The 20184-nt window shown below is 65.9% G+C and carries 20 protein-coding genes; 5 read left to right on the top strand and 15 right to left on the bottom strand.

Features of this window, described 5'->3' with window-relative positions; genetic code table 11:
• The first annotated feature begins 2 nt into the window (after positions 1 to 2).
• The 4 genes from hisS to der all read left to right on the top strand — a co-directional run bounded on the left by hisS (position 3) and on the right by der (position 4599).
• Positions 3 to 1301, top strand: a complete 1299-nt coding sequence (hisS, locus tag AC3WUF_RS09295; RefSeq protein ID WP_492424753.1) for a histidine--tRNA ligase — start codon at positions 3 to 5, stop codon at positions 1299 to 1301.
• 22 nt (positions 1302 to 1323) lie between these two features.
• Entirely contained in the window at positions 1324 to 1965 is a 642-nt protein-coding gene (locus AC3WUF_RS09290; protein ID WP_492424751.1) for a YfgM family protein, read from the top strand.
• Positions 1962 to 3110 carry an outer membrane protein assembly factor BamB gene (gene bamB / locus AC3WUF_RS09285; RefSeq protein ID WP_492424749.1) on the top strand — a complete coding sequence of 383 codons (1149 nt, stop codon included), beginning with the start codon at positions 1962 to 1964 and terminating at the stop codon, positions 3108 to 3110. The genes AC3WUF_RS09290 and bamB overlap by 4 nt, the downstream gene beginning before the upstream one ends.
• Positions 3111 to 3189: 79 nt before the next feature.
• Positions 3190 to 4599 (top strand): ribosome biogenesis GTPase Der, encoded by a 1410-nt coding sequence (gene der, locus AC3WUF_RS09280; RefSeq protein WP_492424748.1) that lies wholly within the window; start codon positions 3190 to 3192, stop codon positions 4597 to 4599.
• Here der and AC3WUF_RS09275 read toward each other — a convergent pair.
• From AC3WUF_RS09275 to gshA, 15 genes are all read right to left on the bottom strand, one after another.
• Positions 4596 to 5816: an MFS transporter gene (locus AC3WUF_RS09275; RefSeq protein ID WP_492424746.1), complete on the bottom strand. Its 1221-nt coding sequence runs from the start codon at positions 5814 to 5816 to the stop codon at positions 4596 to 4598. The two genes, der and AC3WUF_RS09275, sit on opposite strands and share 4 nt — an antisense overlap.
• A gap of 9 nt (positions 5817 to 5825) precedes the next feature.
• Complete coding sequence (locus AC3WUF_RS09270) at positions 5826 to 6467, bottom strand: DUF502 domain-containing protein (protein WP_492424744.1); 642 nt, start codon at positions 6465 to 6467, stop codon at positions 5826 to 5828.
• Positions 6464 to 7090, bottom strand: a complete 627-nt coding sequence (locus AC3WUF_RS09265; protein ID WP_492424742.1) for a fumarylacetoacetate hydrolase family protein — start codon at positions 7088 to 7090, stop codon at positions 6464 to 6466. Before AC3WUF_RS09265 ends, AC3WUF_RS09270 begins: the two co-directional genes overlap by 4 nt.
• Positions 7091 to 7169: 79 nt before the next feature.
• Entirely contained in the window at positions 7170 to 8822 is a 1653-nt protein-coding gene (locus AC3WUF_RS09260) for a phosphoenolpyruvate carboxykinase (ATP) (RefSeq protein WP_492424740.1), read from the bottom strand.
• Positions 8823 to 8999: 177 nt separating this feature from the next.
• Positions 9000 to 11000 (bottom strand): methyl-accepting chemotaxis protein, encoded by a 2001-nt coding sequence (locus AC3WUF_RS09255; protein WP_492424738.1) that lies wholly within the window; start codon positions 10998 to 11000, stop codon positions 9000 to 9002.
• Positions 11001 to 11038: 38 nt separating this feature from the next.
• Positions 11039 to 11404 carry a response regulator gene (locus AC3WUF_RS09250; RefSeq protein ID WP_492424736.1) on the bottom strand — a complete coding sequence of 122 codons (366 nt, stop codon included), beginning with the start codon at positions 11402 to 11404 and terminating at the stop codon, positions 11039 to 11041.
• Positions 11405 to 11625: 221 nt separating this feature from the next.
• On the bottom strand, positions 11626 to 13032 hold the full coding sequence (locus AC3WUF_RS09245) for a dihydroorotase (RefSeq protein ID WP_492424734.1): 1407 nt from the start codon (positions 13030 to 13032) through the stop codon (positions 11626 to 11628).
• Complete coding sequence (locus tag AC3WUF_RS09240) at positions 13029 to 14054, bottom strand: aspartate carbamoyltransferase catalytic subunit (RefSeq protein ID WP_492424732.1); 1026 nt, start codon at positions 14052 to 14054, stop codon at positions 13029 to 13031. The genes AC3WUF_RS09245 and AC3WUF_RS09240 overlap by 4 nt, the downstream gene beginning before the upstream one ends.
• 80 nt (positions 14055 to 14134) lie before the next feature.
• Entirely contained in the window at positions 14135 to 14557 is a 423-nt protein-coding gene (gene ruvX, locus AC3WUF_RS09235) for a Holliday junction resolvase RuvX (RefSeq protein WP_492424730.1), read from the bottom strand.
• A 26-nt stretch (positions 14558 to 14583) separates the two neighbouring features.
• Positions 14584 to 15147, bottom strand: coding sequence for a YqgE/AlgH family protein (locus AC3WUF_RS09230; protein ID WP_492424728.1), 564 nt, complete (start codon positions 15145 to 15147; stop codon positions 14584 to 14586).
• A gap of 30 nt (positions 15148 to 15177) precedes the next feature.
• Positions 15178 to 15717: a Gx transporter family protein gene (locus AC3WUF_RS09225; protein ID WP_492424726.1), complete on the bottom strand. Its 540-nt coding sequence runs from the start codon at positions 15715 to 15717 to the stop codon at positions 15178 to 15180.
• A 2-nt stretch (positions 15718 to 15719) separates the two neighbouring features.
• Positions 15720 to 16082 carry a NusG domain II-containing protein gene (locus AC3WUF_RS09220; protein ID WP_492424724.1) on the bottom strand — a complete coding sequence of 121 codons (363 nt, stop codon included), beginning with the start codon at positions 16080 to 16082 and terminating at the stop codon, positions 15720 to 15722.
• Positions 16079 to 17155 carry an FAD:protein FMN transferase gene (locus AC3WUF_RS09215; RefSeq protein ID WP_492424722.1) on the bottom strand — a complete coding sequence of 359 codons (1077 nt, stop codon included), beginning with the start codon at positions 17153 to 17155 and terminating at the stop codon, positions 16079 to 16081. Before AC3WUF_RS09215 ends, AC3WUF_RS09220 begins: the two co-directional genes overlap by 4 nt.
• Positions 17152 to 18111, bottom strand: coding sequence for a glutathione synthase (gshB, locus tag AC3WUF_RS09210; protein ID WP_492424720.1), 960 nt, complete (start codon positions 18109 to 18111; stop codon positions 17152 to 17154). The genes AC3WUF_RS09215 and gshB overlap by 4 nt, the downstream gene beginning before the upstream one ends.
• 3 nt (positions 18112 to 18114) lie before the next feature.
• Positions 18115 to 19422, bottom strand: a complete 1308-nt coding sequence (gene gshA / locus AC3WUF_RS09205; protein WP_492424718.1) for a glutamate--cysteine ligase — start codon at positions 19420 to 19422, stop codon at positions 18115 to 18117.
• A gap of 206 nt (positions 19423 to 19628) precedes the next feature.
• On the opposite strand from gshA, the gene pilG reads away from it, so the two are divergent.
• A complete protein-coding gene (gene pilG / locus AC3WUF_RS09200; RefSeq protein WP_492424716.1) occupies positions 19629 to 19982 on the top strand; it encodes a twitching motility response regulator PilG in 354 nt (117 codons plus the stop codon).
• Positions 19983 to 20184 lie beyond the last annotated feature (202 nt).

The raw sequence follows: 20184 nt of genomic DNA, 5'->3' as shown, positions 1-20184 counted from the left end.
CCATGAAGAAGATCCAGTCCGTTCGCGGATTCAATGATGTGTTGCCGCCGGATACCGTGCTCTGGCAGCGCCTGCACGCGGTTGCCGCGCAGAGTTTTGCGGCTTACGGCTACGGCGAGATCAAGATGCCGCTGCTGGAGCACACGACGTTGTTCTCGCGCTCGATCGGCGAAGTCACCGACATCGTCGAGAAGGAGATGTTTACCTTCCAGGACCGCGAAGGCGACAGCCTGACGCTGCGTCCGGAAGGCACCGCCAGCTGCGTGCGCGCCGGCCTTGAGCATGGCCTGCTGCACAATCAGCAGCAGCGTCTCTGGTATGCAGGGCCGATGTTCCGCCACGAGCGTCCGCAGGCTGGCCGCTATCGGCAGTTCCACCAGCTCGGTGCCGAGACCTACGGCATCGTCGGGCCGGAAGCTGACCTCGAAGTGATCGCGCTGTCGGCACGCCTGCTGCGCGGCCTTGGTCTGCAGGGCCTGAAGCTCGAGATCAACTCGCTGGGCAGCAGCGAGGCGCGTGCCGCCTACCGCGCCGCCTTGCTGGCCTTCCTTGAAAAGCATGCGAGTTCGCTGGACGCCGATTCGCAGCGCCGCATGCATAGCAATCCGCTGCGCGTGCTGGATTCCAAGGTCGCGCAGACCCAGGAAATCCTCCGTGACGCTCCGGCGCTGATGGATGCGCTGGACAGCGAATCGCGGACGCACTTCGATGCCCTGCTGCAGGGGCTGTCCGATCTGAATATCGGCTACACGATCAACCAGCGCCTGGTGCGCGGCATCGATTACTACGGCCGTACCGTATTCGAGTGGATCACCGATCAGCTCGGCGCCCAGGGCACGGTCTGTGCCGGCGGCCGTTATGACGGCCTGGTCGAGCAGCTCGGCGGTTCGCCGACCCCAGCCGTCGGCTGGGCCAGCGGCGTCGAGCGTCTGATTCTGCTGATGAAGGCCCAGGGCGTCGCCGGCCGGGTCGCCAGCGCCGACGTCTACCTCTGCGCCTTGGGCGATGCCGCCCAGCGCCAGGCCAGCGTACTGGCCGAACAGCTGCGCGACAGTCTGCCGGCGCTGCGTTTGGTCACCAATGCCGGCGGCGGCAAGCTTGCCGCCCAGCTCAAGCGCGCCGACCGCAGCGGGGCGGCTTTGGCCCTGATCCTCGGCGACGAGGAAATTGCCAATCGCAGCATTCAAGTAAAATCGCTCCGCGCTGCCGTCGGGCAGGGCGTGGAGACCGGTTCCACACAGCAGCAGACCCTCCCCTGGACGGAACTGTCCGGACGGATTGCCGGTCTGCTCAACAGCTAAACGACACTAGAGAACGAAAACCGTGACAACGCATTACGAAGACGAAGCCCAGGCCGAACGCCTCAAGCAGTGGTGGAAGGACAACTGGATGGCGCTGGCTGGCGGTCTGGTCATCGGTCTGGCAGGTATTTTTGGCTGGGAGGGCTGGCAGTCGCATCAGGCCGGCCGTGCCAGCGAGGCCTCGCGCATGTACGAAGACATGCGCCAGGCGATCAGCAGCAGCAACACCGACGCGGCGACGCAGATCGGCGACACCCTGATCAAGGACCACACGAAAAGCCCGTACGCCACCGGCGCCGCGATGTACCTCGCGGCCGAGGCGGTCAAGGCCGGCCAGCTGGATGTCGCGCTGACGCGCCTGCGCTGGGTTCGCGAGAACGGCTCTGACGACGGCCTGCGTGAAGTTGCACGCCTGCGCGAAGCGCGCGTGCTGTGGCAGCAGGGGCAGGCCGATGCCGCCCTCAAGCTGCTCGACGATGGCGATGACAACTTCTCCGCGGTCAGCCAGGAACTGCGCGGCGATATCCACCTGTCGCAGGGCGATCGCGCCGGCGCACGTGCCGCCTACGAGAAGGCGCTGTCGGGCGTCGATTCCGAAGACCCGGCCGCCAAGGGCGATCTCGAGCGCAAGATCGACGACCTGTCCGACGTGGTGCCTTCATGACACGCGCTGCGCTGTCGCGTGCGGCCCTGCTGGTTGCGGTGGTCGCCCTGGCCGCCTGCAGCAAGGACGGCAAGGTCCGCGAACCGGCGGAACTGACGGATATCGTCAATCCGCAGGTCAAGGCTGACACGGTCTGGACTGCCCATGCAGGCGACGGCAGCGGCGATTACACCGGCATGCTGCAGCTCGCGGTCGGTGAGGATGCGATCTTCGCGGCGGACATCAAAGGGCGCGTCTTCGCGTTCGAGCCGGCCAGCGGCAAGCGCATCTGGCAGACCGATACCGATGCCCGCGTGATTTCCGGCCCCACGGTCGCCGGCAACGCGGTGCTGGTCGGCAGCATGGAAGGCCAGATCATCGCGCTCAAGCGCGCCGACGGCGGCAGCTACTGGACCACCAGCGTGTCGAGCGAAGCGCTGGCGCCGCCGGTCAGCGACGGCACGCTCGTCGTCGCCCGCGCCGGCGATGGCCGCATCTACGCGATGTCCGCCGTCAGCGGCAAGAACGTCTGGATGTTCGACCGCAGCGTGCCGAACCTGACGCTGCGTGGCCTGGGTGAACCGGTGATTGCCGGCAGCCTTGCTTTCGTCGGCATGGATAACGGCCGCGTCGTTGCGCTGCGCATGCTCGACGGCCAGCCGCTGTGGGAACAGCTGATCGCCGCGCCGACCGGTCGCAACGAACTCGAGCGTCTGACCGACGTCGATGCCGCGCTCGTCCTCGATGGCGGCGATCTGTTTGCCGCCAGCTACGGCGGTGAAGTGGCGCGTGTCGACGGCGACACCGGCCAGGTGCTGTGGCGCCGCGAGGTCAAGAGCTATGCCGGCCTGACGCTGGCCGACAACCTGATCGTCGTTGCCGACGAAGCCGGCGTTGTCTGGGGCCTGGACATCAACACCGGCGCCGCCGCGTGGAAGAACGAAGACCTCAAGTACCGCAAGCTGTCGCCGCCGGCGTTCCTCGACGGCCGCGTCGTCGTTGGCGACTTCGAAGGCTACCTGCACTGGCTCGATGCCAAGGACGGCCGCCTGCTCGCGCGCAGCCGCGCCGGCAGCGACCCGATCCGTACCGCGCCGGTCGTCAGCAACGGCCTGCTGTATGTCCTCAATACCAGCGGTCGCATCACGGCGCTCAAGGTCAACTGAGCGGCCGGCTACAGAACTCGGGGCGGGCCTGCGCTGGGCCCGCCTTTTTTATTTCTCGTGACTTGTTGAGAATGCTGCAATGAGCGTCGCACTTCCTACCATCGTCCTGGTCGGCCGACCCAATGTCGGCAAGTCGACGCTGTTCAATCGTCTGACCGATACGCGCGATGCGCTGGTGGCAGACCTGCCGGGCCTGACCCGCGATCGCCAGTACGGCACCGGCGTGCACGACGGCGCGGCATTTGTCGTCGTCGATACCGGCGGTCTGATGCCCGAGTCCAAGGATCCGCTCGCGGCGATGGCCGAAGGCCAGGCCAAGATGGCGCTTGAGGAAGCGGACCACATTCTGTTCCTCGTCGATGCGGCAGCCGGACGTGTGGCGGCCGACGAAGCGATCACGCGCAGCCTGCGCAAGTTCGGTAAGCCGATGACCCTGGTCATCAACAAGGCCGAGGGCCGCACCCACGCGCATGCCGCGGCCGACTTCTTCAAGCTCGGCCTCGGCGAGCCGGTGGCCATCTCGGCCGAACACGGCCAGGGCGTGCCGGCGCTGATGAAGCAGGTGCTGGCGACCTTGCCGTACGTGCCCGAGATGGACGCCGAGGAAGAGGCGAGCGACGGCACCGTGCGCGTCGCCATCATCGGCCGCCCGAATGTCGGCAAGTCGACGCTGGTCAACCGCCTGATCGGCGAGGAGCGCGTGCTGGCGGCCAATGTGCCGGGCACGACGCGCGACGCGATCAGCGTGCCTTTCGAATACGGCGGTCGTCCCTACGAGCTGATCGATACCGCCGGCGTACGGCGCCGCAACAAGGTCTGGGAGGGTGTCGAGAAGCTGTCGATCGTCAAGACCCTGCAGGCGATCGAGCGCGCGCATGTCGTGATCTCCGTCGTCGATGCGCAGTCCGACATCGGCGAGCAGGATGCCAAGCTGATGGGGCTCGTCGCCCAGCGCGGCCGCGCGATGGTGCTCGCGGTCAACAAGTGGGATGGCCTGTCGCCGGATATCCGCGACCAGGTGCGTTACCAGGTCGATCTCAAGCTGCCGTTTCTCGACTATGCGCCCGTCGTCTACATCGCCGCCAAGCATGGCTCCGGTTTCGGCGAGCTGATGGAAGCGGTGCAGTCAGCCTACGAAGCGACGATGCGCGTGATGTCGACCGGCGAGGTCAACCGCGTGCTCGAAGAAGCGGTCGAAGCGCATCAGCCGCCCGCCGTTCTGGGGCGCCGCATCAAGCTGCGTTACGCGCACCAGGGTGGCCGCAATCCGCCGGCGATCGTCGTCCACGGCAACCAGACTGACCGGCTGCCGCTGAGCTACAAGCGTTATCTCGCCAACTACTTCCGCTCGGCGTTCAAGCTGGTGGGCGTGCCGCTGCTGATGAGCTTCAAGACCGGCGACAACCCGTACAAGGACAAGAAGAACGAGCTGACGCAGCGTCAGATCAAGAAGAAGCGGCGCCTGATGGCGAAGGTCAAGTCGCGCTAAGGCGTCGCGCGTCGCGGCCAGATGCTGGCCAGGCGCGCCGGCCCGGCACCGCGATCGATCGCGACCACCAGCACCAGACACCCCGCGCCGGACAGCACGATGCTCGTCCAGAACAACGCCTGGTAGCCCAGCGCATCGGCGACGCTCGCCCCGGCGAAGCTCGCGAGGCCCTGGCACAGCACGACCGCGCAGGCGAGCAGGCTGTAGTCGGTGCCGGCGTGTTCGGGATCGCTGGCGTCCATCATCAGCGTGAACAGCGCGACGGTCGCGATGCCGCCGAGTACGTGCTCGGCGATGCAGGCCGCATACAACAGCGCGGTGCCACCGATGCCGGCCGCGAACAGCGCATAGAGCGCGAGCGCCGCGGTCTGCAGCAGACCACCGGCCAGCAAGGTGCTGCGCCGGCCGATGCGCCAGGCGAGCCAGCCGCCAGCAGCGGCACCGATCAGCGACGAGGTCGAGCCGAGCGCGCCCTTGATCAGCGCGATGTCGGTCTTGCTGATGCCGACGTCGTGCATGAACGGCCCGATCGGCGCAGCGCCCATCGTGTCGCCGAACTTGTAGAGCCAGATCAGGCCGATGAAGCCGAGCATGCCGGGTTGGCCCAGGCGCTTGAACGCCGCGCTCCAGTCCGGCCGCGCGGGTGTCGCCGACAGGGCTTTCGGCGCTTCACGCAGGAACAGCACCGGCAGCACGGTCAGCGCGAGCAGGCCGGCCATGCCGAAGTACATCGCCTCCCAGCCGTACATCGCGGAAATCCACAGCAGCAGTCCGCCGCCGAAGACCATGCCGACGCGATAGCCGCCAACCTGGATGCCGTTGCCGAGGCCGCGCTCGCGCGGACTCAGCATGTTCACGGCGAGGCCGTCGGTCGCGATGTCCTGCGTGGCGCAAATCAGGTTGAAGATGAACAGGCCGATCAGGATCGGCCACAGGCTGTCGAGTGGATCGGTGCCGGCAAGCGACAGCGCGAGGACGACGGTAGCGAGCTGCAAGGGCAGCAGCCACAGCCGCCGCGTGCCGTAGTGATCGACCAGCGGGGCCCACAGGAAGCGCAGCATCCAGGGCAGGAACAGGATGCTCGTCGCGCTGATCGCCTTGAGCGACAGACCCTGTTCGCGCAGCAGCACCGGCAGGGCCTGCGTGAAGAATCCGTAGGGAATGCCTTGCGCGAGATAAAGGCTGCCCAGCAGCCAGATCTTGTACGAGAGCCGCATGAGGATCGATCAGGTCTTGTGGTTGCCGTCTTCGCTGCCGGGGCGCGAGACGCCGGCGGTGATGACGAAGCGCATCGCGTCTTCGAAGCTCATGTTCAGCGGTGTCAGGTAACGGCGCGGCAGCAGCAGCGTATAGCCGCCGATCTGGTAGCTCATCGGCAGATAGACCGCGACCTCGTCATCGCCGCCGGACAAGCCCAGCGCTTCCAGATTTTCGATCGTGACGAACCCGACCAGGCGCATCGGCATGTTCGGAATCTGCACCATCACCACCTGGCTGAACTTGCGCCCGCCCTTGTTGCCGAGCATGCCGGTCAGGTCGCGCACCGCGCCATAGACCGTCTTCACCAGCGGAATGCGGTTCAGGATGCTCTCGAAGGTGCCGAGGATCTGGTTCATGAACACGCCCTGCAGGCCGAGTCCGATCAGGAAGATCACGACGACCGCGAGCGCCAGCCCCATGCCCGGCAGATACAGCGAATTCGGCAGCAGTGCGTCGAACAGCTTGCCGAAGATCGACTCGGCGAGCCGGATCAGCCACATCACGATCGCGACCGTGACGAGGATCGGCAGCATCGCCAGCAGTCCGGTCAGGAAAATGCGTGCGAAGCGTCCCAGCTGATGACGCAGGCGGCTGGCGAGGCTGTTCATCGGCAGCGCCACTCGATGCGGCCGGTTAGCGCGCTCTCGAGGGCGACACGATCGCCCGGCACCAGCGGACCGACGCCCTTGGGTGTGCCGGTGTAGATCACGTCGCCCGGTTCCAGCGACCAGGTCTGCGACAGGATGTGAATCTGCCTTTGCACCGTGTACAGCATGTCGCGCGTATGCCCGCGCTGGCGCAGTTCGCCGTTGACGTGGCAGGTGAACTCGATGTCCTGCAGATTCTGATCGAGATACGGACGGAAATCGCCGAGCGGTGCGGCGCCGTCGAAGGCCTTCGCCAGTTCCCAGGGTTTGCCCTTGGCTTTCAGCTCGGTCTGCAGGTCGCGCAGCGTGAGATCGAGGCCCAGCGTGATGCCGGCGACGCTGTCGAGTGCATGCTTGAGCGGAATGTCGCGGCCGCCGCCGGTGAGCTGCACGACCAGTTCGGCCTCGTGATGGATGCTGCCACGCTTCTTCGGCAACACGATCGGCTGGCCTTCCTCGACGACCGCGGAAGCCGGCTTGAGGAAGATCACGCATTCGCCGTCGGCCTGATGCCCGAGGTGGGCGAGTTCGGCGACGTGTTCGGCGTAGTTCTTGCCGATGCAGAAGATGCGGTTGACGCTCATGCGCTACTCCTGAGGGCTGCCAAGCTTACAAAAACAAACGGCTGCCGAAGCAGCCGTTGTTCGAATCATGATCTGCAGCTTAGATGCGCTCTTCGATACCGAACTCGGCGAAGCCCTTCTTCTTGAAGTTCTCGCGGAACATGTCGCGCAGCTTTTCCGCGGTCGCATCGTAGGCGGCCTTGTCGGCCCAGGTGTTGCGCGGGTTGAGGATGCTGCTGTCGACGCCCGGGCAGGACTTGGGCATCTTCAGCTTCAGCGTCGGCTGCACTTCGGTCTCGACGTTGTCGAGTTCACCGTTGAGCGCGGCATTGAGCAGCGCGCGGGTGACCTTCAGCGACATGCGCTTGCCGGTGCCGTGCGGGCCGCCGCTCCAGCCGGTGTTGAGCAGGATGCAGCGCGCCTTGTGCTTCTGCATTTTCTCGGCGAGCAGTTTGGCGTAGACGTTCGGCTTGTGCGCCATGAACGGACCGCCGAAGCAGGCCGAGAACGTCGGCTGCGGTTCGGTGACGCCGACTTCGGTGCCGGCGACGCGGGCGGTGAAGCCGGAGACGAAGTGGTACATGACGTCCTTCGGCTCGAGGATCGAGATCGGCGGCAGTACGCCGAACGCATCGGCGGTCAGCAGCACGATCGTCTGCGGATGCGGACCCTGGCCGTTCGGCATCACGTTCGGGTTGGCGTCGAGCGGATACGAGAAGCGGGTGTTCTCGGCGATCGAGCTGTCGAACAGGTCGAGCTCGTCCGGATGGCACTCTTCCATCTTCTTGCCCGGCAGCGGCGGCACGTTCTCGATGATCGTGCCCGGCTTGGACAGTGCCTGGGCGATGACCGGTTCGTTGTTCTTGTCGAGGTCGATCAGCTTGGCGTAGCAACCGTCTTCGAGATTGCACAGGCCGTTGTCGGACCAGATCGTCTCGTCGTCGCCGATCAGGCGGCGCGAGGCGTCGGCCGACAGCGTCGTCTTGCCGGTGCCGGACAGGCCGAACAGGATCGCCGCGTCGTTGTTCTTGCCGACGTTGGCCGAGCAGTGCATCGACAGGCGGCCCTGCTTGGGCAGCAGGTAGTTGCCGACCGTGAAGATGGTCTTCTTGTTGACGCCGCAGTAGTCGGCGCGACCGGCAACGAGGCAGATGCGATTGCGCGCGTCGATGATCACCGCGGCTTCGGCGCGGCTGCCGTCACGTTCCGGCTCGCAGACGAAGCTCGGCACGTTGAGCATCGTCCAGCGGCGCGAATCGACATCCTTCACGCCCGGCAAATCCTTCGGGAACATGTTGTGGCAGAACATCGCGTGCGTCGCGTATTCGCCGACGAAGCGGTAGGGGACTGCGAAGTCCGGGTCGGAACCCATGAACAGGTCCTTGACGTACAGCTGGCCCTTCTTGTCGTTCAGATGGGCAATGACGCGCTTGAGCAGGCCCTGGTACTTGTCGGGATCGTAGGGGCTGAGGTCGGCCTTGAACCACAGTTCGTCGGCGACTTCCGGCCACTTGACCGCGAAGGTGTCCTTGGTGCGGCGGCCGGTGCAGTCCGGGTCGGTGTAGTAGACGAGAGGACCCTTGACGCCCAATTTGGTCGGAAATGCCTTCTGTGCGTCCGACGGACCGCCGCGGGTGACGCGGCCGCGATCGTTGGCGATCGCTTCGTGAAACAGCTCTTCTTTACTGAGGTTGTATTTATAACTGACTGTTTTTAAACCAAAGAGCGCTTCAAGATCGGCCTGAAAAGTCATGCAAATACCTCAGTGGCGAGCGTCCCAAACGTGAGCGGGGCGCGAAAGAGCGCAAATGGTAAGGAGGGGGGAACCACTAGGCAAGCTGCATAACGAAGCAGCTTCGCGGCGCTACGGCCAATGACCCCGGCGATTCCGGGGTCATCGGAAAATCCGCGCCAGGCTGCGCGGGGCGTATCAGCCCATTGCATCCTCGGGCAGCTTGAAGCCGGCAACCGATTCGCGCAGCTTCTGCGACAGCAGGTTGAGTTCCTCGACCGCGTTGGCGGTCTGGTTGGCCGAGCCCGAGGTCTGCACGGCGATGTCGCGGATGACCTGCATCGTGCCGGCGATCTTGGTCGCCTGCGCCGACTGGTTGCGCGCCGAGGAGGAGATGTGCGCGATCAGCTGCGACAGTTCCTGCGACGAGCTTTCGACCTTGGTCAGTGCCTGACCGGCTTCTTCGGCGCTCTTCGCGCCGACCACCACGTTCTGCGTCGAGCGCTCCATCGAGACGATCGCCTCGTTGGTGTCGGCCTGAATCGTCTTGACCAGGGTTTCGACCTGACGCGTTGCGTTGGCGGCGCGTTCGGCGAGCCGCTGCACTTCGTCGGCAACCACCGCGAAGCCGCGGCCCGCGTCGCCGGCCATCGCGGCCTGGATCGATGCGTTGAGCGCCAGCGTGTTGGTCTGTTCGGCGATGTCGTTGATGAACTCGATGATGTTGCCGATTTCCTGCGACGACTCGCCCAGGCGCTTGATGCGCTTGGACGTATCCTGGATCTGCTCGCGCAGCGCGCTCATGCCCTGGATCGTGCGGTTCACCGTCTCGGCGCCGTTGTGCGCGACCTGCACCGAAGCCTGCGCCTGACCGGCGAGCTTTTCGGCGCTGGCGGCCACCTGTTGCATCGAGTCCGACGTGGCGGCGATCGTCGTCGCCACCGCGGTGATTTCGCGCGCCTGGCGTTCCGAGGCCTGGTTCATCGTCAGCGCGGTCTGCTTCGTGTTCGATGCGGCGCTGGCGATCTCGGACGAGGTCGACGTGATCGTACCGACCAGGTTGCGCATGTTCTGCACGGTGTAGTTGATGGAGTCGGCGATCGCGCCGGTGAAGTCCTCCGTCACCGTGACGTCTACCGTCAGGTCGCCGTCGGCGAGGTTGGTGATTTCGTCGAGCAGCGACAGAATCGCCTGCTGCTGCTTGGCATCGCGATCTTCGGCAACGCGCAGGCGGCTGCGGGTGCCGCGGATCGTGACGGCAATGTAGACGACGAGCAGGATGATCGCGAGACCGCCGGAGACGGCGACCACGATCGGCAGCACGACCTGGCGCACGCGGGTATCGAGCAGCTTCTGCTCGAGTGCTTTCGAGGTTGCGATGACGTTCGCGGCTGCGCCCTGCAACTGACCGGCGGCGATCTGCAGCTTGTCGACGGCGGCGGCGTTCTCGAGCAGGCTCGCGCTGGCGCGGGTCACCGCGGTGAAGCGCTCCTTGGCGGCTTTGGCCTGGGCACTGACCGCGGGGTCGATGATCAATGCTTCGTTGGTATCGATGAAGTTGCGAACTTCGGCTTCCAGTGCCTGCGCGGTCGCGAGGGCATCGCGGCCGCGGCCGAGCACGCCGCGCGCTTCGGTCGTGATGCGCTCAAGACGCACCAGCTGCGAGATCGCCGGGTTCTTGCCGCTGCGTTCGCCGAGGCGTTCGGCGATGTCTTCGTAGTTGGTGAAGATGTCGCTGTTGCCCGCGGGGCTGTGAACGGCGCCGACGATCGCTTCGGTGCTGGCCGCCGATGTGCGCCAGGCGTCTTCACCGGCGAGCAGGCTCTGTGCAGTGGTCTTCAGCTGATTCCAGGCGTTGGCGACTTGAGCGACGTCGTCCTGCACGGCGTCAGGCGCCGCTTCGATGCCGGCTTCGACATCGCCCTGGGCGAGGGCGACGACGTTGAGATCAAGATCTTCGACGCGGGCCAGCAGAGTCAGGAAGTCGGGCGTCGTGCCGCGAGTCGCCGCTTCGCCGACGTCGACGACTTCGCCGACATCCGAGGAGATCGAACGCGCCAGCACGACCCAGGTCTCGTCGCGCGTGTCGACGCGCTGCAGGTAGTAGAACCCACCCATCGAGATCGCAATCAGGATGACGGCGAGGATCAGCGTCGACAATTCGCGGCGCGTGCCTCGAATGGTGTTTTTACCGGCCATGTTCTCCCCCTAGAGAAGCTGCGGTGTTTGAGGCGTGCTTACTTGCCGAGCACCGTATTGATCTTCGACAGCAGGTCGGATTCCTTGACCGGCTTGACCAGGTATTCCTTGGCGCCCTGGCGCAACGCCCAGACCCGGTCGGTTTCCTGGTTCTTGCTGCTGACCACGATCACGGGGATGTGCGAGGTGGCCGGATCCTTCGACAGCGTGCGCGTCGCCTGGAAGCCGTTCACGCCGGGCATGACGACATCCATGATCACCACGTCGGGTTTTTCGCTGCGGACGCGTGGGATGGCGTCTTCGCCGGAGCCAGCGTCGGAAACCGTGTGGCCGGCGCGCTGCAGCTGCGCACGCAGATGCTCAACATCGGTCGGTGAGTCGTCCACGATCATTACGTGTGCCATCGAAATCTTCCCCCCGCCAGTGGCGGAACTGTCAGCAAACATGGTCCCAAACTTGAAACGCGGCCTTCAGCCTGTCTGCCCCGGGCTGCATGGAGCAAGCAATTCTCAAGCCGTCTAGATACTACGGCGCGACAAGCGCCGACTTTATACCAAGCGCTGGGTTGCCATTAAACCGCCGCGGGGCCGGTTCTTGTTGCTGCCGGCCAAACGACGGTCGGACCTCACCCCGGATCGTGGGCGCCGAGCCGGAAAACCTCGTTGCCGGCATGCAGCATCCGTACCACGCGGCCACGCAGGGGTTTGCCCAGGAACGGCGAGTTGCGTCCGGCGCTGAGCATGCGGTCGCTATGCAGGGTCCAGGCGCGGTCGGGATCGATTAGCGCCAGATCCGCCGATTCGCCCGGCTGCAGACGGCCCGCGGCCGCACCCAGCGCCGCACCGGCAATCGCGGCCGGGCCGCTGGTGATGCGTGCGATCGCCTGCAGCGGCGTCAGCAGGCCTTCATGGGCGAGCGCCAGCGTCAGCGGCAGCAGGGTTTCGAGCGCGGAAATACCGGGTTCGGTCAGCGGAAACGGGTTGACCTTGGCATCCGCCTCATGCGGCTGATGGTCCGAGCACACCGCCTCGATCACCCCGCTGGCAACCGCCGCGCGCAGGGCTTCGCGGTCCGCGGCGGACCGCAGCGGCGGCCAGACATGGCATTGGGCGTTGAAGCCGTCGACGTCGATATCGCTCAGATGCAGCTGGTGGGCGGCGACGTCGGCCGACACCGGCAGCTTGAGCGCGCGGGCCGATTCAATCAGGCGTACGCCGCGTGCGGTCGAGAGGCGGCAGAAGTGCACGCGCGCGCCGGTGTCCTCGATCAATGAAATCCAGAAGCGCAGTGCCGCCACTTCGGCAGCGGCCGGGATCGGGCCGAGGCCGAGGCGCGTCGCGACCGGGCCTTCGTGCGCGCAGCCGCCGGCGGCCAGCGCGGCGTCCTGCGCGAAAATGTGCACCGGCAGGCCCAGGCCCTGTGCGTATTCCAGCGCGCGGCGCGCGATGCGCGAGTCGGGGATCGGCGCATACCCGTTGCTGACGCCGACCGCGCCGGCGCTGCGCAGCGCCGACAGTTCGGCCAGCGCTTCGCCGCCGAGCTGCTTGGTCAGCGCGCCCAGGGCATGGACGTGCAGGCCGCCGCGCTGCTGGGCGATGCGCTGCAGGCGGATCAGCATCGCCGGCGTGTCGATGACCGGCGCGGTATCCGGCGGAATGAGGATGTGGGCGATGCCGCTGGCCTGCGCCGCCGCGGTTTCGGTCGCGAAACTGGCCTTGTGGGTCTGGCCGGGCTCGCGGAAGCGTGCGCTGAGGTCGACGAGGCCGGGAATCAGCCACAGACCGCGCGCGTCGATCTCGCGATCCGCCTTCTGCGCGCTGGCCTTGACGTCGATAGCCGCGATGCGGCCGTTCTCGATCAGGACCTGCGCGTTGCGGTCGAAGCCGCTGGCCGGATCGATAACGCGGGCGCCACGGATCAGCAGGCTGCTGCCGGCGACGGCGCTGTTTGCCGCCGAGCGTGCCGCCGCCGACCACTCCTGCGGCTTGGACGGCGGCTTCTTGGTGCTCGCGGGTTTCATGGCGCGGCTCATGGGCGGCTCCGGCGGCGCAGCAGGCCGCCGGCGCCTTTGGGCTTGGGCGCGGCGGCCGGCGTCTGGCCGAGGATCATCGCCATCACGGCCATCCGCACCGCGATTCCGTGCTGGACCTGCTGGAGAATCAGCGATTGCGGACCGTAGGCGAGGTCGCCTTCGATCTCGACACCGCGGTTGATCGGGCCGGGATGCATGATGATCGCGTCGTGGCGCATGTTCTTCATCCGCGCCTTGGTCAAGCCGAAGTCGCGATGGAACTCGCCCATCGAAGGCAGATAGGCGCCGAGCATGCGTTCCTTCTGCAGACGCAGCAGGATCACCACATCGGCATTGTCGAGGCCTTCGTCGAGGTTGTGGCAGACGCGCACGCCCATCTCCTCGATGCCGGCCGGCACCAGGGTTGGCGGCGCGACGACGCGGATGTCGGTCGTGCCCAGTGCGCGCAGGCCGTGAATGTTCGAGCGTGCGACGCGCGAATGCAGCACGTCGCCGACGATCGCGACGCGCAGCTTCTTGAAGCAGTCGACGCCCGGACCCTTGTAGCGGCGGATCGTGAACAGATCGAGCAGGCCCTGCGTCGGATGCGCGTGGCGGCCGTCGCCGGCGTTGAGAATCGCGACGCCGGGCGCGGCATGCTGAGCAAAGAAATGCGCGGCGCCGGAGGATTCGTGGCGGACGACGAACATGTCGGCCTGCATCGCTTCCAGTGTCTTGAGCGTGTCGAACAGGGTCTCGCCCTTGGACGTGCTCGACGCCGACATCTGCAGGTTCAGCACATCCGCCGACAGGCGCTTGGCGGCCAGCTCGAAGGTCGTGCGGGTGCGGGTGCTCGGCTCGAAGAACAGATTGACGATCGTGCGGCCGCTCAGCAGCGGCAGCTTCTTCTCGGGGCCTCGCAGCGATTGATCGAGGGCCTCGGCGGTATCGAGGATTTCCGTCAGCAGCTTCGCGCTCAAACCTTCAAGCGTCAGAAGGTGGCGCAGGCGGCCTTTGCTGTCGAGCTGTAGTTCTGGACTCATCCTGGGCGCGTATTGTGAGCTTTCGTAGCGCGCAGTTCAAAGTCGCCAAGGGCGATCGCGCGCGAGCGGCGCGAAGGATGTCAGTTTGCGGGGCGACTGTCATCCAGCCATTGCTGGAGGATGACCCGCGCTGCCTGAGCATCGCGGTCGCCCTTGCGCACGCGGCGGCTCATCTGGCCGCTGGCGCGGGCATCGCGCAGGAAATCGTCGGCGGCGCGCGAGCTGAAACGCTCGTCAGCCAGATGTACCGGCAGTTTGCTGCGTTCACCCAGGCTGTTGGCGAACTTGCGCGCCGCGGTCGTGATGGCCTGGTCATTGCCGTCGTCGAGCAAGGGCAGGCCGACGATCAGGGCACCGGGGCGCCATTCGGCGATCAGCCTGGCAATCGCGGCCCAGTCGCCGGTCGGCAACGTGGACAGCGCGCGGGCAGTTTTCATGACGTCGTCGCCGACCGCCGTGCCGATGCGTTTTTCGCCGTAGTCGAAGGCCAGATAAAGCGGCATCGTCGGTTTCCGCGGACCCTCAGGATTCAGGCGTGGCCAGCTTCACCGGTGAACTGCGTGACATCGACGCCGAGCAGCTTGGTTGCCGCCTGCCAGCGGTCGCGCGGCGGCGTGCGGAACAGGATCTGTTCGCTGAGCGGGGCGTTGAGCCAGGAGTTATGCATGATCTCGGTTTCAAGCTGTCCGGCGCTCCAGCCGGCGTAGCCGAGCACGACGAAGTAGTCGGTCGGGCCGTCGCCCTTGCCGATGGCATGCAGGATGTCGCGCGAGGTCGTGATGTACAGGCCGTTGTCGATCGCCATCGACGATTCCCAGCCGCTCGGGTCGCGATGGATGACAAAGCCGCGCTCCGGCTGCACCGGGCCGCCCCAGTAGACGATGCGGTCGGCGTCGACCTGATCGTGCTCGAGGCCCATCTGATCCATCATTTCGACCAGCTTGAGCTCGGTCGGCCGGTTGATGACCAGCCCAATCGCGCCGCTGTCGGAGTGCTCGCACAGCAGCGAAACCGTGTGATTGAAGTTTTCGTCGTCCAGGCTGGGCATGGCGACGAGGAACTGATTCTTCAGGGAGGCGTCGGTCTGGCTCATGGAACCAGTATCGGCGCCTGCTGCGCGGAGTCAAGCCGCGACTGTGGCCGCGCGCGACGGCAGGCGCTGAAGCAGGGCCTGAGCGGCCAGGCCGGTCGCGAGCCCGAACAGCAGGGCAACGCCCATCAGGACCGGCAGCAGGCGCAGCAGGCCCGGATGCGGCACGAAGACCTGATACGCCAATGCAAATTGCCCGGCCATGTGGGCCAGCGCGGACATGACCGACAGCCCGACCGGCGACAGCCGCAGCGCCGGCACCGCGCGACTCCAGGCATGGCCGAGCCCGAGGACTGCCAAGCTGGCGACCGCGCCGCCGAGCGAGAGCCAGAATCCCGGCGCCATGAAGCTGCCGACCAGCAGGCTGCCGACCAGCACGCGCAGCAGCGAAACCCACAGCGCCATGCGCCAGGAATAGCGCAACAGGACGATCAGGGTCACGACGTTGGCGAGGCCCGGCTTGATGCCCGGCACCAGCGTCGGAAAGCCGGCCTCGAGCACATGGATGACGATGGCCAGCGCGGCGAAGCCGGCGACCAGGCGATCTTCATGGCTGGGCGTCAGGCTGGTCATGCTCAGAAGCTGATCGCATCGAGGCCGTCGCCGCCGGTGCCGCTGAGCGCGATGCTGACCCGGTTCGGCAGGCAGGCCGCGGCGTCGCCACTGTGGCTGAGCCAGCCGCCGTGGACGCAGACCTTGTTGCGGCAGGGGCTGGAGACGAAGCGCACGCGCCCGTTCTCGACCTTGAGCACCGAGATGCCGGCGCGCCCGTCGACGCGAATCTCGCGGTCGATATCCAGCGCGTAGCGTGCCTGCGACTCGCCGGCGATGCGGACTTCGAACTGGGTGGCTGCAACGGGCGGCTGCCAGTAGCGCGCGAACAGCGCGCCGACGAGCACTGCTGCGCCGGCGATCGCGAGCAGATCGCCGCGCGTCACGGCAGGATCTCGACCTTCACGTCGTCGGCAAACTTCACGCGCGACGCCAGCGCCTCGGTGACCTGGACGCGGCCGTCTTCGAGCACGACGAAGGCCAGCGGCGTGTCCATGTCGCGCGCGACCTGCCGCCACTGCGCGGGCCCGGCGACGAACAGCGCCGTCGTCGTCGCATCGGCCAGCGCACCGAGTGGCGCGACGACCGTCACCGCCTGCATGCCGCGTGCGGGCATGCCGCTGTGCGGATCGAGCAGGTGGTGATAGCGCTGGCCTGCGGCTTCGAAGTAGCGTTCGTAGTCGCCGCTGGTGACGACGGCCTCGTCGTCCGCGGCGTCCATCGATGCCAGCACGCTGCTTTGACCGTCATGACGTCCTTCCGGGCGCGGGTGGCGTACGCCGATGCGCCAGGGCCGCGTGCCGCGCTGGCCGCTGGTGCGCAGATTGCCACCGGCATTGACGATCGCGTTCGGGTAGCCCTTGCGGCGCAGTTCGTCGATCGCCAGATCGAGGGCATCGCCCTTGGCAATGGCGCCGAAATCGAACCAGATGCCGTTCGCCGGGCCATAGCTGTCTGCGGTTTCGTCCAGGGCAGGCGCCGCGGCCAGCGCGCGAACCGCCTCGGCGATCTGCGCAGCATCCGGTGGCGCGCTGTGAAACCGGGTCTCGTCGTTGAAGCCCCACAGTTCGACCAGCCTGCCGACGCGGATATCGAAGCGCTGGCCGCTGAGCCGGCTGCGCCGCGCGGCGAGCGAGAACAGCGGCTGCATGTCGGCCGGAATCTTGATGGCGGCGCCGCTCGCAAGCTGCCGGTTGATATCGCCCAATGCACCGTTGCCCCAGGCGGTCCAGCGCTGGGCATAGGTGTAGAGATGCTTTTCCAGTTCGCGCAGCGCCTGTTCCGCCGCGGCGCGGTCCTGCTGCTCGTCCAGATACAGCGATACCGACAGGATCGTGCCCATCGCAAGGAACTCGCGCTCCACCAGGCGCGGATCGGGGCCGGCCTGCGGGCGCAGCGCCAGCCACGCGATCAGCGCGGCGAGACCCAGGCCGACGGCCAGCTTGAGCAGCCGCTTCACGTTTTTGCTGCGAGGCGTCGTTCGAGTGCCTGGATCAGCTCGCCGCCGATGTCGGTTCCGTAAGCCTTGTCGATTTCGCGCGCGCAGGTCGGCGAGGTGACGTTGATCTCGGTCAAATGCTCGCCAATCACGTCGAGTCCGACGAACAGCAGGCCGAGTTCCTTCAGCCGCGGGCCGACCTGCGCGGCGATCCAGCGATCGCGCTCGGTCAAGGGCTGCGGGCGACCGCTGCCGCCGGCAGCGAGATTGCCGCGGGTTTCGCCGGCCATCGGCACGCGGGCGAGACAGTACGGCACCGGCTCGCCATCGACCATCAGGATGCGCTTGTCGCCGTCCTTGATCGCCGGCAGGTAGCGCTGCGCGACGATCGTCGTCTGACCGTTGTTGGTCAGTGCTTCGAGCACGGCGCCCAGGTTCATGCCGTCGCTGCCGACACGGAAAATGCCCTGGCCGCCCATGCCGTCGACCGGCTTGTAGATCACATCGCCATGCTCGGCGTGGAAGGCGCGCAGCGTGGCCATGTCGCGCGAGAACAGCGTCGGCGGCGTGCACTGCGAAAACCAGGCGGTGAAGATCTTCTCGTTGCAGTCGCGCAGGCTGCGCGGCTTGTTGGCGACCAGCGCGCCCTGTTCCTCGGCGCGTTCGAGGATATAGGTCGCGGCAACGTATTCGAGATCGAAAGGCGGATCCTTGCGCATCAGGATCGCATCGAAGCCGCCGAGCTTGACGGTCTGCGCTTCAGCCGTGAATTCGAACCAGTGCTTGTTGTCGTCGAACACCTTGAGCGGCCGCGCGCGACCCATTGCGATGCCGTCGCGCAGCCAGAGGTCCTGCATTTCTAGATAGTGAAGCTGCCAGCCGCGCTGCTGCGCGGCGAGCATCAGTGCCAGCGTCGTGTCCTTGTACGGCTTGATCGTGGCGATGGGGTCCATCACCACAGCGAGGGTTCTGGACATTACTTACGCCGCCTGCGGTTCGGCCAGCTGCTCGGTTGCCTCGATTTCGCGCGCGGCGGCGAGGGCGGCGAGGCGCGCGACGACGCCATACGCATAGAAGCGGTTCGGTCGCTCGTCCGGACCGAAGGCCGGATCCGGATGACTGCAGCATTCCTCGAAGGCCAGCGGCTCGAAGCGCATGCCGGGCGCGTTGAGGTTTTCCTGGTTGCCGCGGGTCGAATTCAGGCGATAGAAACCGCCGACGACGAACTGGTCGATCATGTAGACCACCGGCTCGGCCGTGGCGCCGTCGTCGCCGATCTTCTCGAAGGTGTAGACGCCTTCCTGGATGATCGCACCGGTGACCTCGCTGCCTTCCTTGGCGCTCGACATGTGGGTGCGCGCCTTGCGGTTCATGTTGCGCACATCGTCGACGCTGCGGGCGGTCATGACGCCCATGCCGTAGGTGCCGGCGTCGGACTTGATGATGACGAACGGCTCGTCGCTGATGCCGTATTCCTTGTACTTGGCGGTGATGTCTTCCAGCAGCAGGGCGACATTGGCCTCCAGGCATTCCTCGCCCTCGCGCTTGGCGAAGTTGATCTGGCCGCAGTTGCGGAACAGCGGATCGACCAGCCAGGGGTCGAGGCCGAGCAGGCTGCCGAATTCCTTCGACACTTCACGGTAGAAACCGAAATGGTTGGACTTCTGGCGGGCGTGCCAGCCGAGGTCCATCGGCGGGATGACCTGCTGGTCGAGCTGCTTGAGGATGTCCGGAATGCCGACCGTCAGGTCGTTGTTCAGCAGCACGGCGCAGGGGTCGAAGCCGGCGACGCCAACCCGGTTGCCGTGGCGCTGCAGCGGCTCGAGACGCAGGATGCGGCCTGAATCCAGCTGCATTTCGGTGGTTTCGTGCAGGTCCGGGATCAGCGAGCCGACCCGCACATGGAAGCCGGCCTTGCCGATCAGTTCGACCAGGGTCGCGACGTTTTCCAGATAGAAGCGGTTGCGGGTGTGGTTTTCCGGCACCAGCAGCAGCTTCTTCGCGGTCGGACAGATGCGCTGGATGGCAATCTGCAAGGCATGGATCGACAGCGGCGCGAAGGCCGGGTTGAGGTTGTTGAAGCCACCCGGAAACAGGTTGGTGTCGACCGGCGCCAGCTTGAAGCCGGCGTTGCGCAGATCGACCGAGCTGTAGAACGGCGGGGTCGTTGCCACCCATTGTTCACGGAACCAGGCCTCGATGTCGGCCGAGCGTTGCAGCAGGCTCGACTCGAGCTGCAGGAGGGGGCCGGTGAGGGCGGTGGTCAGGCGCGGGACAGGGCTGTGCATGTCGGTTCCGGTTCGCTGCGGCGCGCGCCGCAAGGGGTTGGCATGGTAACGCAAGGACCGTGTCTGGCGTGCCCGCCAATGCAGTCCATACGGGCTTTGCTGTTAAGTCCCTAGGGGACTGTGCTACAACGCTAAACGCGTTTGCTAGTAAGCATTTTTTCTACCTATTGGGGGAGTGAGTGGCCACGCAGTCGACTGCTAAAGTCATGGTCATTGACGACAGTCAGACCATCCGGCGCACCGCCGAAACCTTGTTGGCCCGCGAGGGTTACCAAGTCATTACTGCCCAGGATGGCTTTGAAGCCCTGGCCAAGATCGCCGATCACGCACCCGACATTATCTTTGTCGACATCATGATGCCGCGCCTGGATGGCTATCAGGCCTGCGCCCTTATTAAGGGCAACCCGCGCTTTTCCAATACACCGGTGATCATGCTGTCGTCGAAAGACGGCCTGTTCGACCGGGCGCGCGGGCGCATGGTGGGCTCGGATGAATATCTGACCAAGCCGTTCACCAAGGACGAGCTGCTCGGCGCGGTGCGCGCCCATACCCAATCCTGATTCGCGGATCAGGGCCTGTTAACGCTATGGCGATCACTGCGATGCCACGAGATTTGCGGCCAGGTAAGGCCCGGCCGACGAGGTTTGGTGATTCCAAATGAGGAGGTCGGAACGCTGCATGGCCGCAAATCCCGTGGCACCCCGAAGGGGCGGGACCGTTTTGGCGCATCGCCGCGTCATTCGTCGCTCATGTACGTCAAGT

It is taken from the genome of Fontimonas sp. FW305-C-3, assembly GCF_058783185.1.
Note: the sequence above shows the minus strand (reverse complement) of the source record. Positions and strands in the feature narration are given on the sequence as shown.

Bases quoted from the DNA above. Each gene is read 5' to 3' on its own strand.
- hisS (WP_492424753.1), top strand. From the start codon at position 3: ATGAAGAAGATCCAGTCCGTTCGCGGATTCAATGATGTGTTGCCGCCG.
- bamB (WP_492424749.1), top strand. From the start codon at position 1,962: ATGACACGCGCTGCGCTGTCGCGTGCGGCCCTGCTGGTTGCGGTGGTC.
- der (WP_492424748.1), top strand. From the start codon at position 3,190: ATGAGCGTCGCACTTCCTACCATCGTCCTGGTCGGCCGACCCAATGTC.
- AC3WUF_RS09275 (WP_492424746.1), bottom strand. From the start codon at position 5,816: ATGCGGCTCTCGTACAAGATCTGGCTGCTGGGCAGCCTTTATCTCGCG.
- AC3WUF_RS09270 (WP_492424744.1), bottom strand. From the start codon at position 6,467: ATGAACAGCCTCGCCAGCCGCCTGCGTCATCAGCTGGGACGCTTCGCA.
- AC3WUF_RS09265 (WP_492424742.1), bottom strand. From the start codon at position 7,090: ATGAGCGTCAACCGCATCTTCTGCATCGGCAAGAACTACGCCGAACAC.
- AC3WUF_RS09260 (WP_492424740.1), bottom strand. From the start codon at position 8,822: ATGACTTTTCAGGCCGATCTTGAAGCGCTCTTTGGTTTAAAAACAGTC.
- AC3WUF_RS09255 (WP_492424738.1), bottom strand. From the start codon at position 11,000: ATGGCCGGTAAAAACACCATTCGAGGCACGCGCCGCGAATTGTCGACG.
- AC3WUF_RS09250 (WP_492424736.1), bottom strand. From the start codon at position 11,404: ATGGCACACGTAATGATCGTGGACGACTCACCGACCGATGTTGAGCAT.
- AC3WUF_RS09245 (WP_492424734.1), bottom strand. From the start codon at position 13,032: ATGAGCCGCGCCATGAAACCCGCGAGCACCAAGAAGCCGCCGTCCAAG.
- AC3WUF_RS09240 (WP_492424732.1), bottom strand. From the start codon at position 14,054: ATGAGTCCAGAACTACAGCTCGACAGCAAAGGCCGCCTGCGCCACCTT.
- ruvX (WP_492424730.1), bottom strand. From the start codon at position 14,557: ATGCCGCTTTATCTGGCCTTCGACTACGGCGAAAAACGCATCGGCACG.
- AC3WUF_RS09230 (WP_492424728.1), bottom strand. From the start codon at position 15,147: ATGAGCCAGACCGACGCCTCCCTGAAGAATCAGTTCCTCGTCGCCATG.
- AC3WUF_RS09225 (WP_492424726.1), bottom strand. From the start codon at position 15,717: ATGACCAGCCTGACGCCCAGCCATGAAGATCGCCTGGTCGCCGGCTTC.
- gshB (WP_492424720.1), bottom strand. From the start codon at position 18,111: ATGTCCAGAACCCTCGCTGTGGTGATGGACCCCATCGCCACGATCAAG.
- gshA (WP_492424718.1), bottom strand. From the start codon at position 19,422: ATGCACAGCCCTGTCCCGCGCCTGACCACCGCCCTCACCGGCCCCCTC.
- pilG (WP_492424716.1), top strand. From the start codon at position 19,629: ATGGTCATTGACGACAGTCAGACCATCCGGCGCACCGCCGAAACCTTG.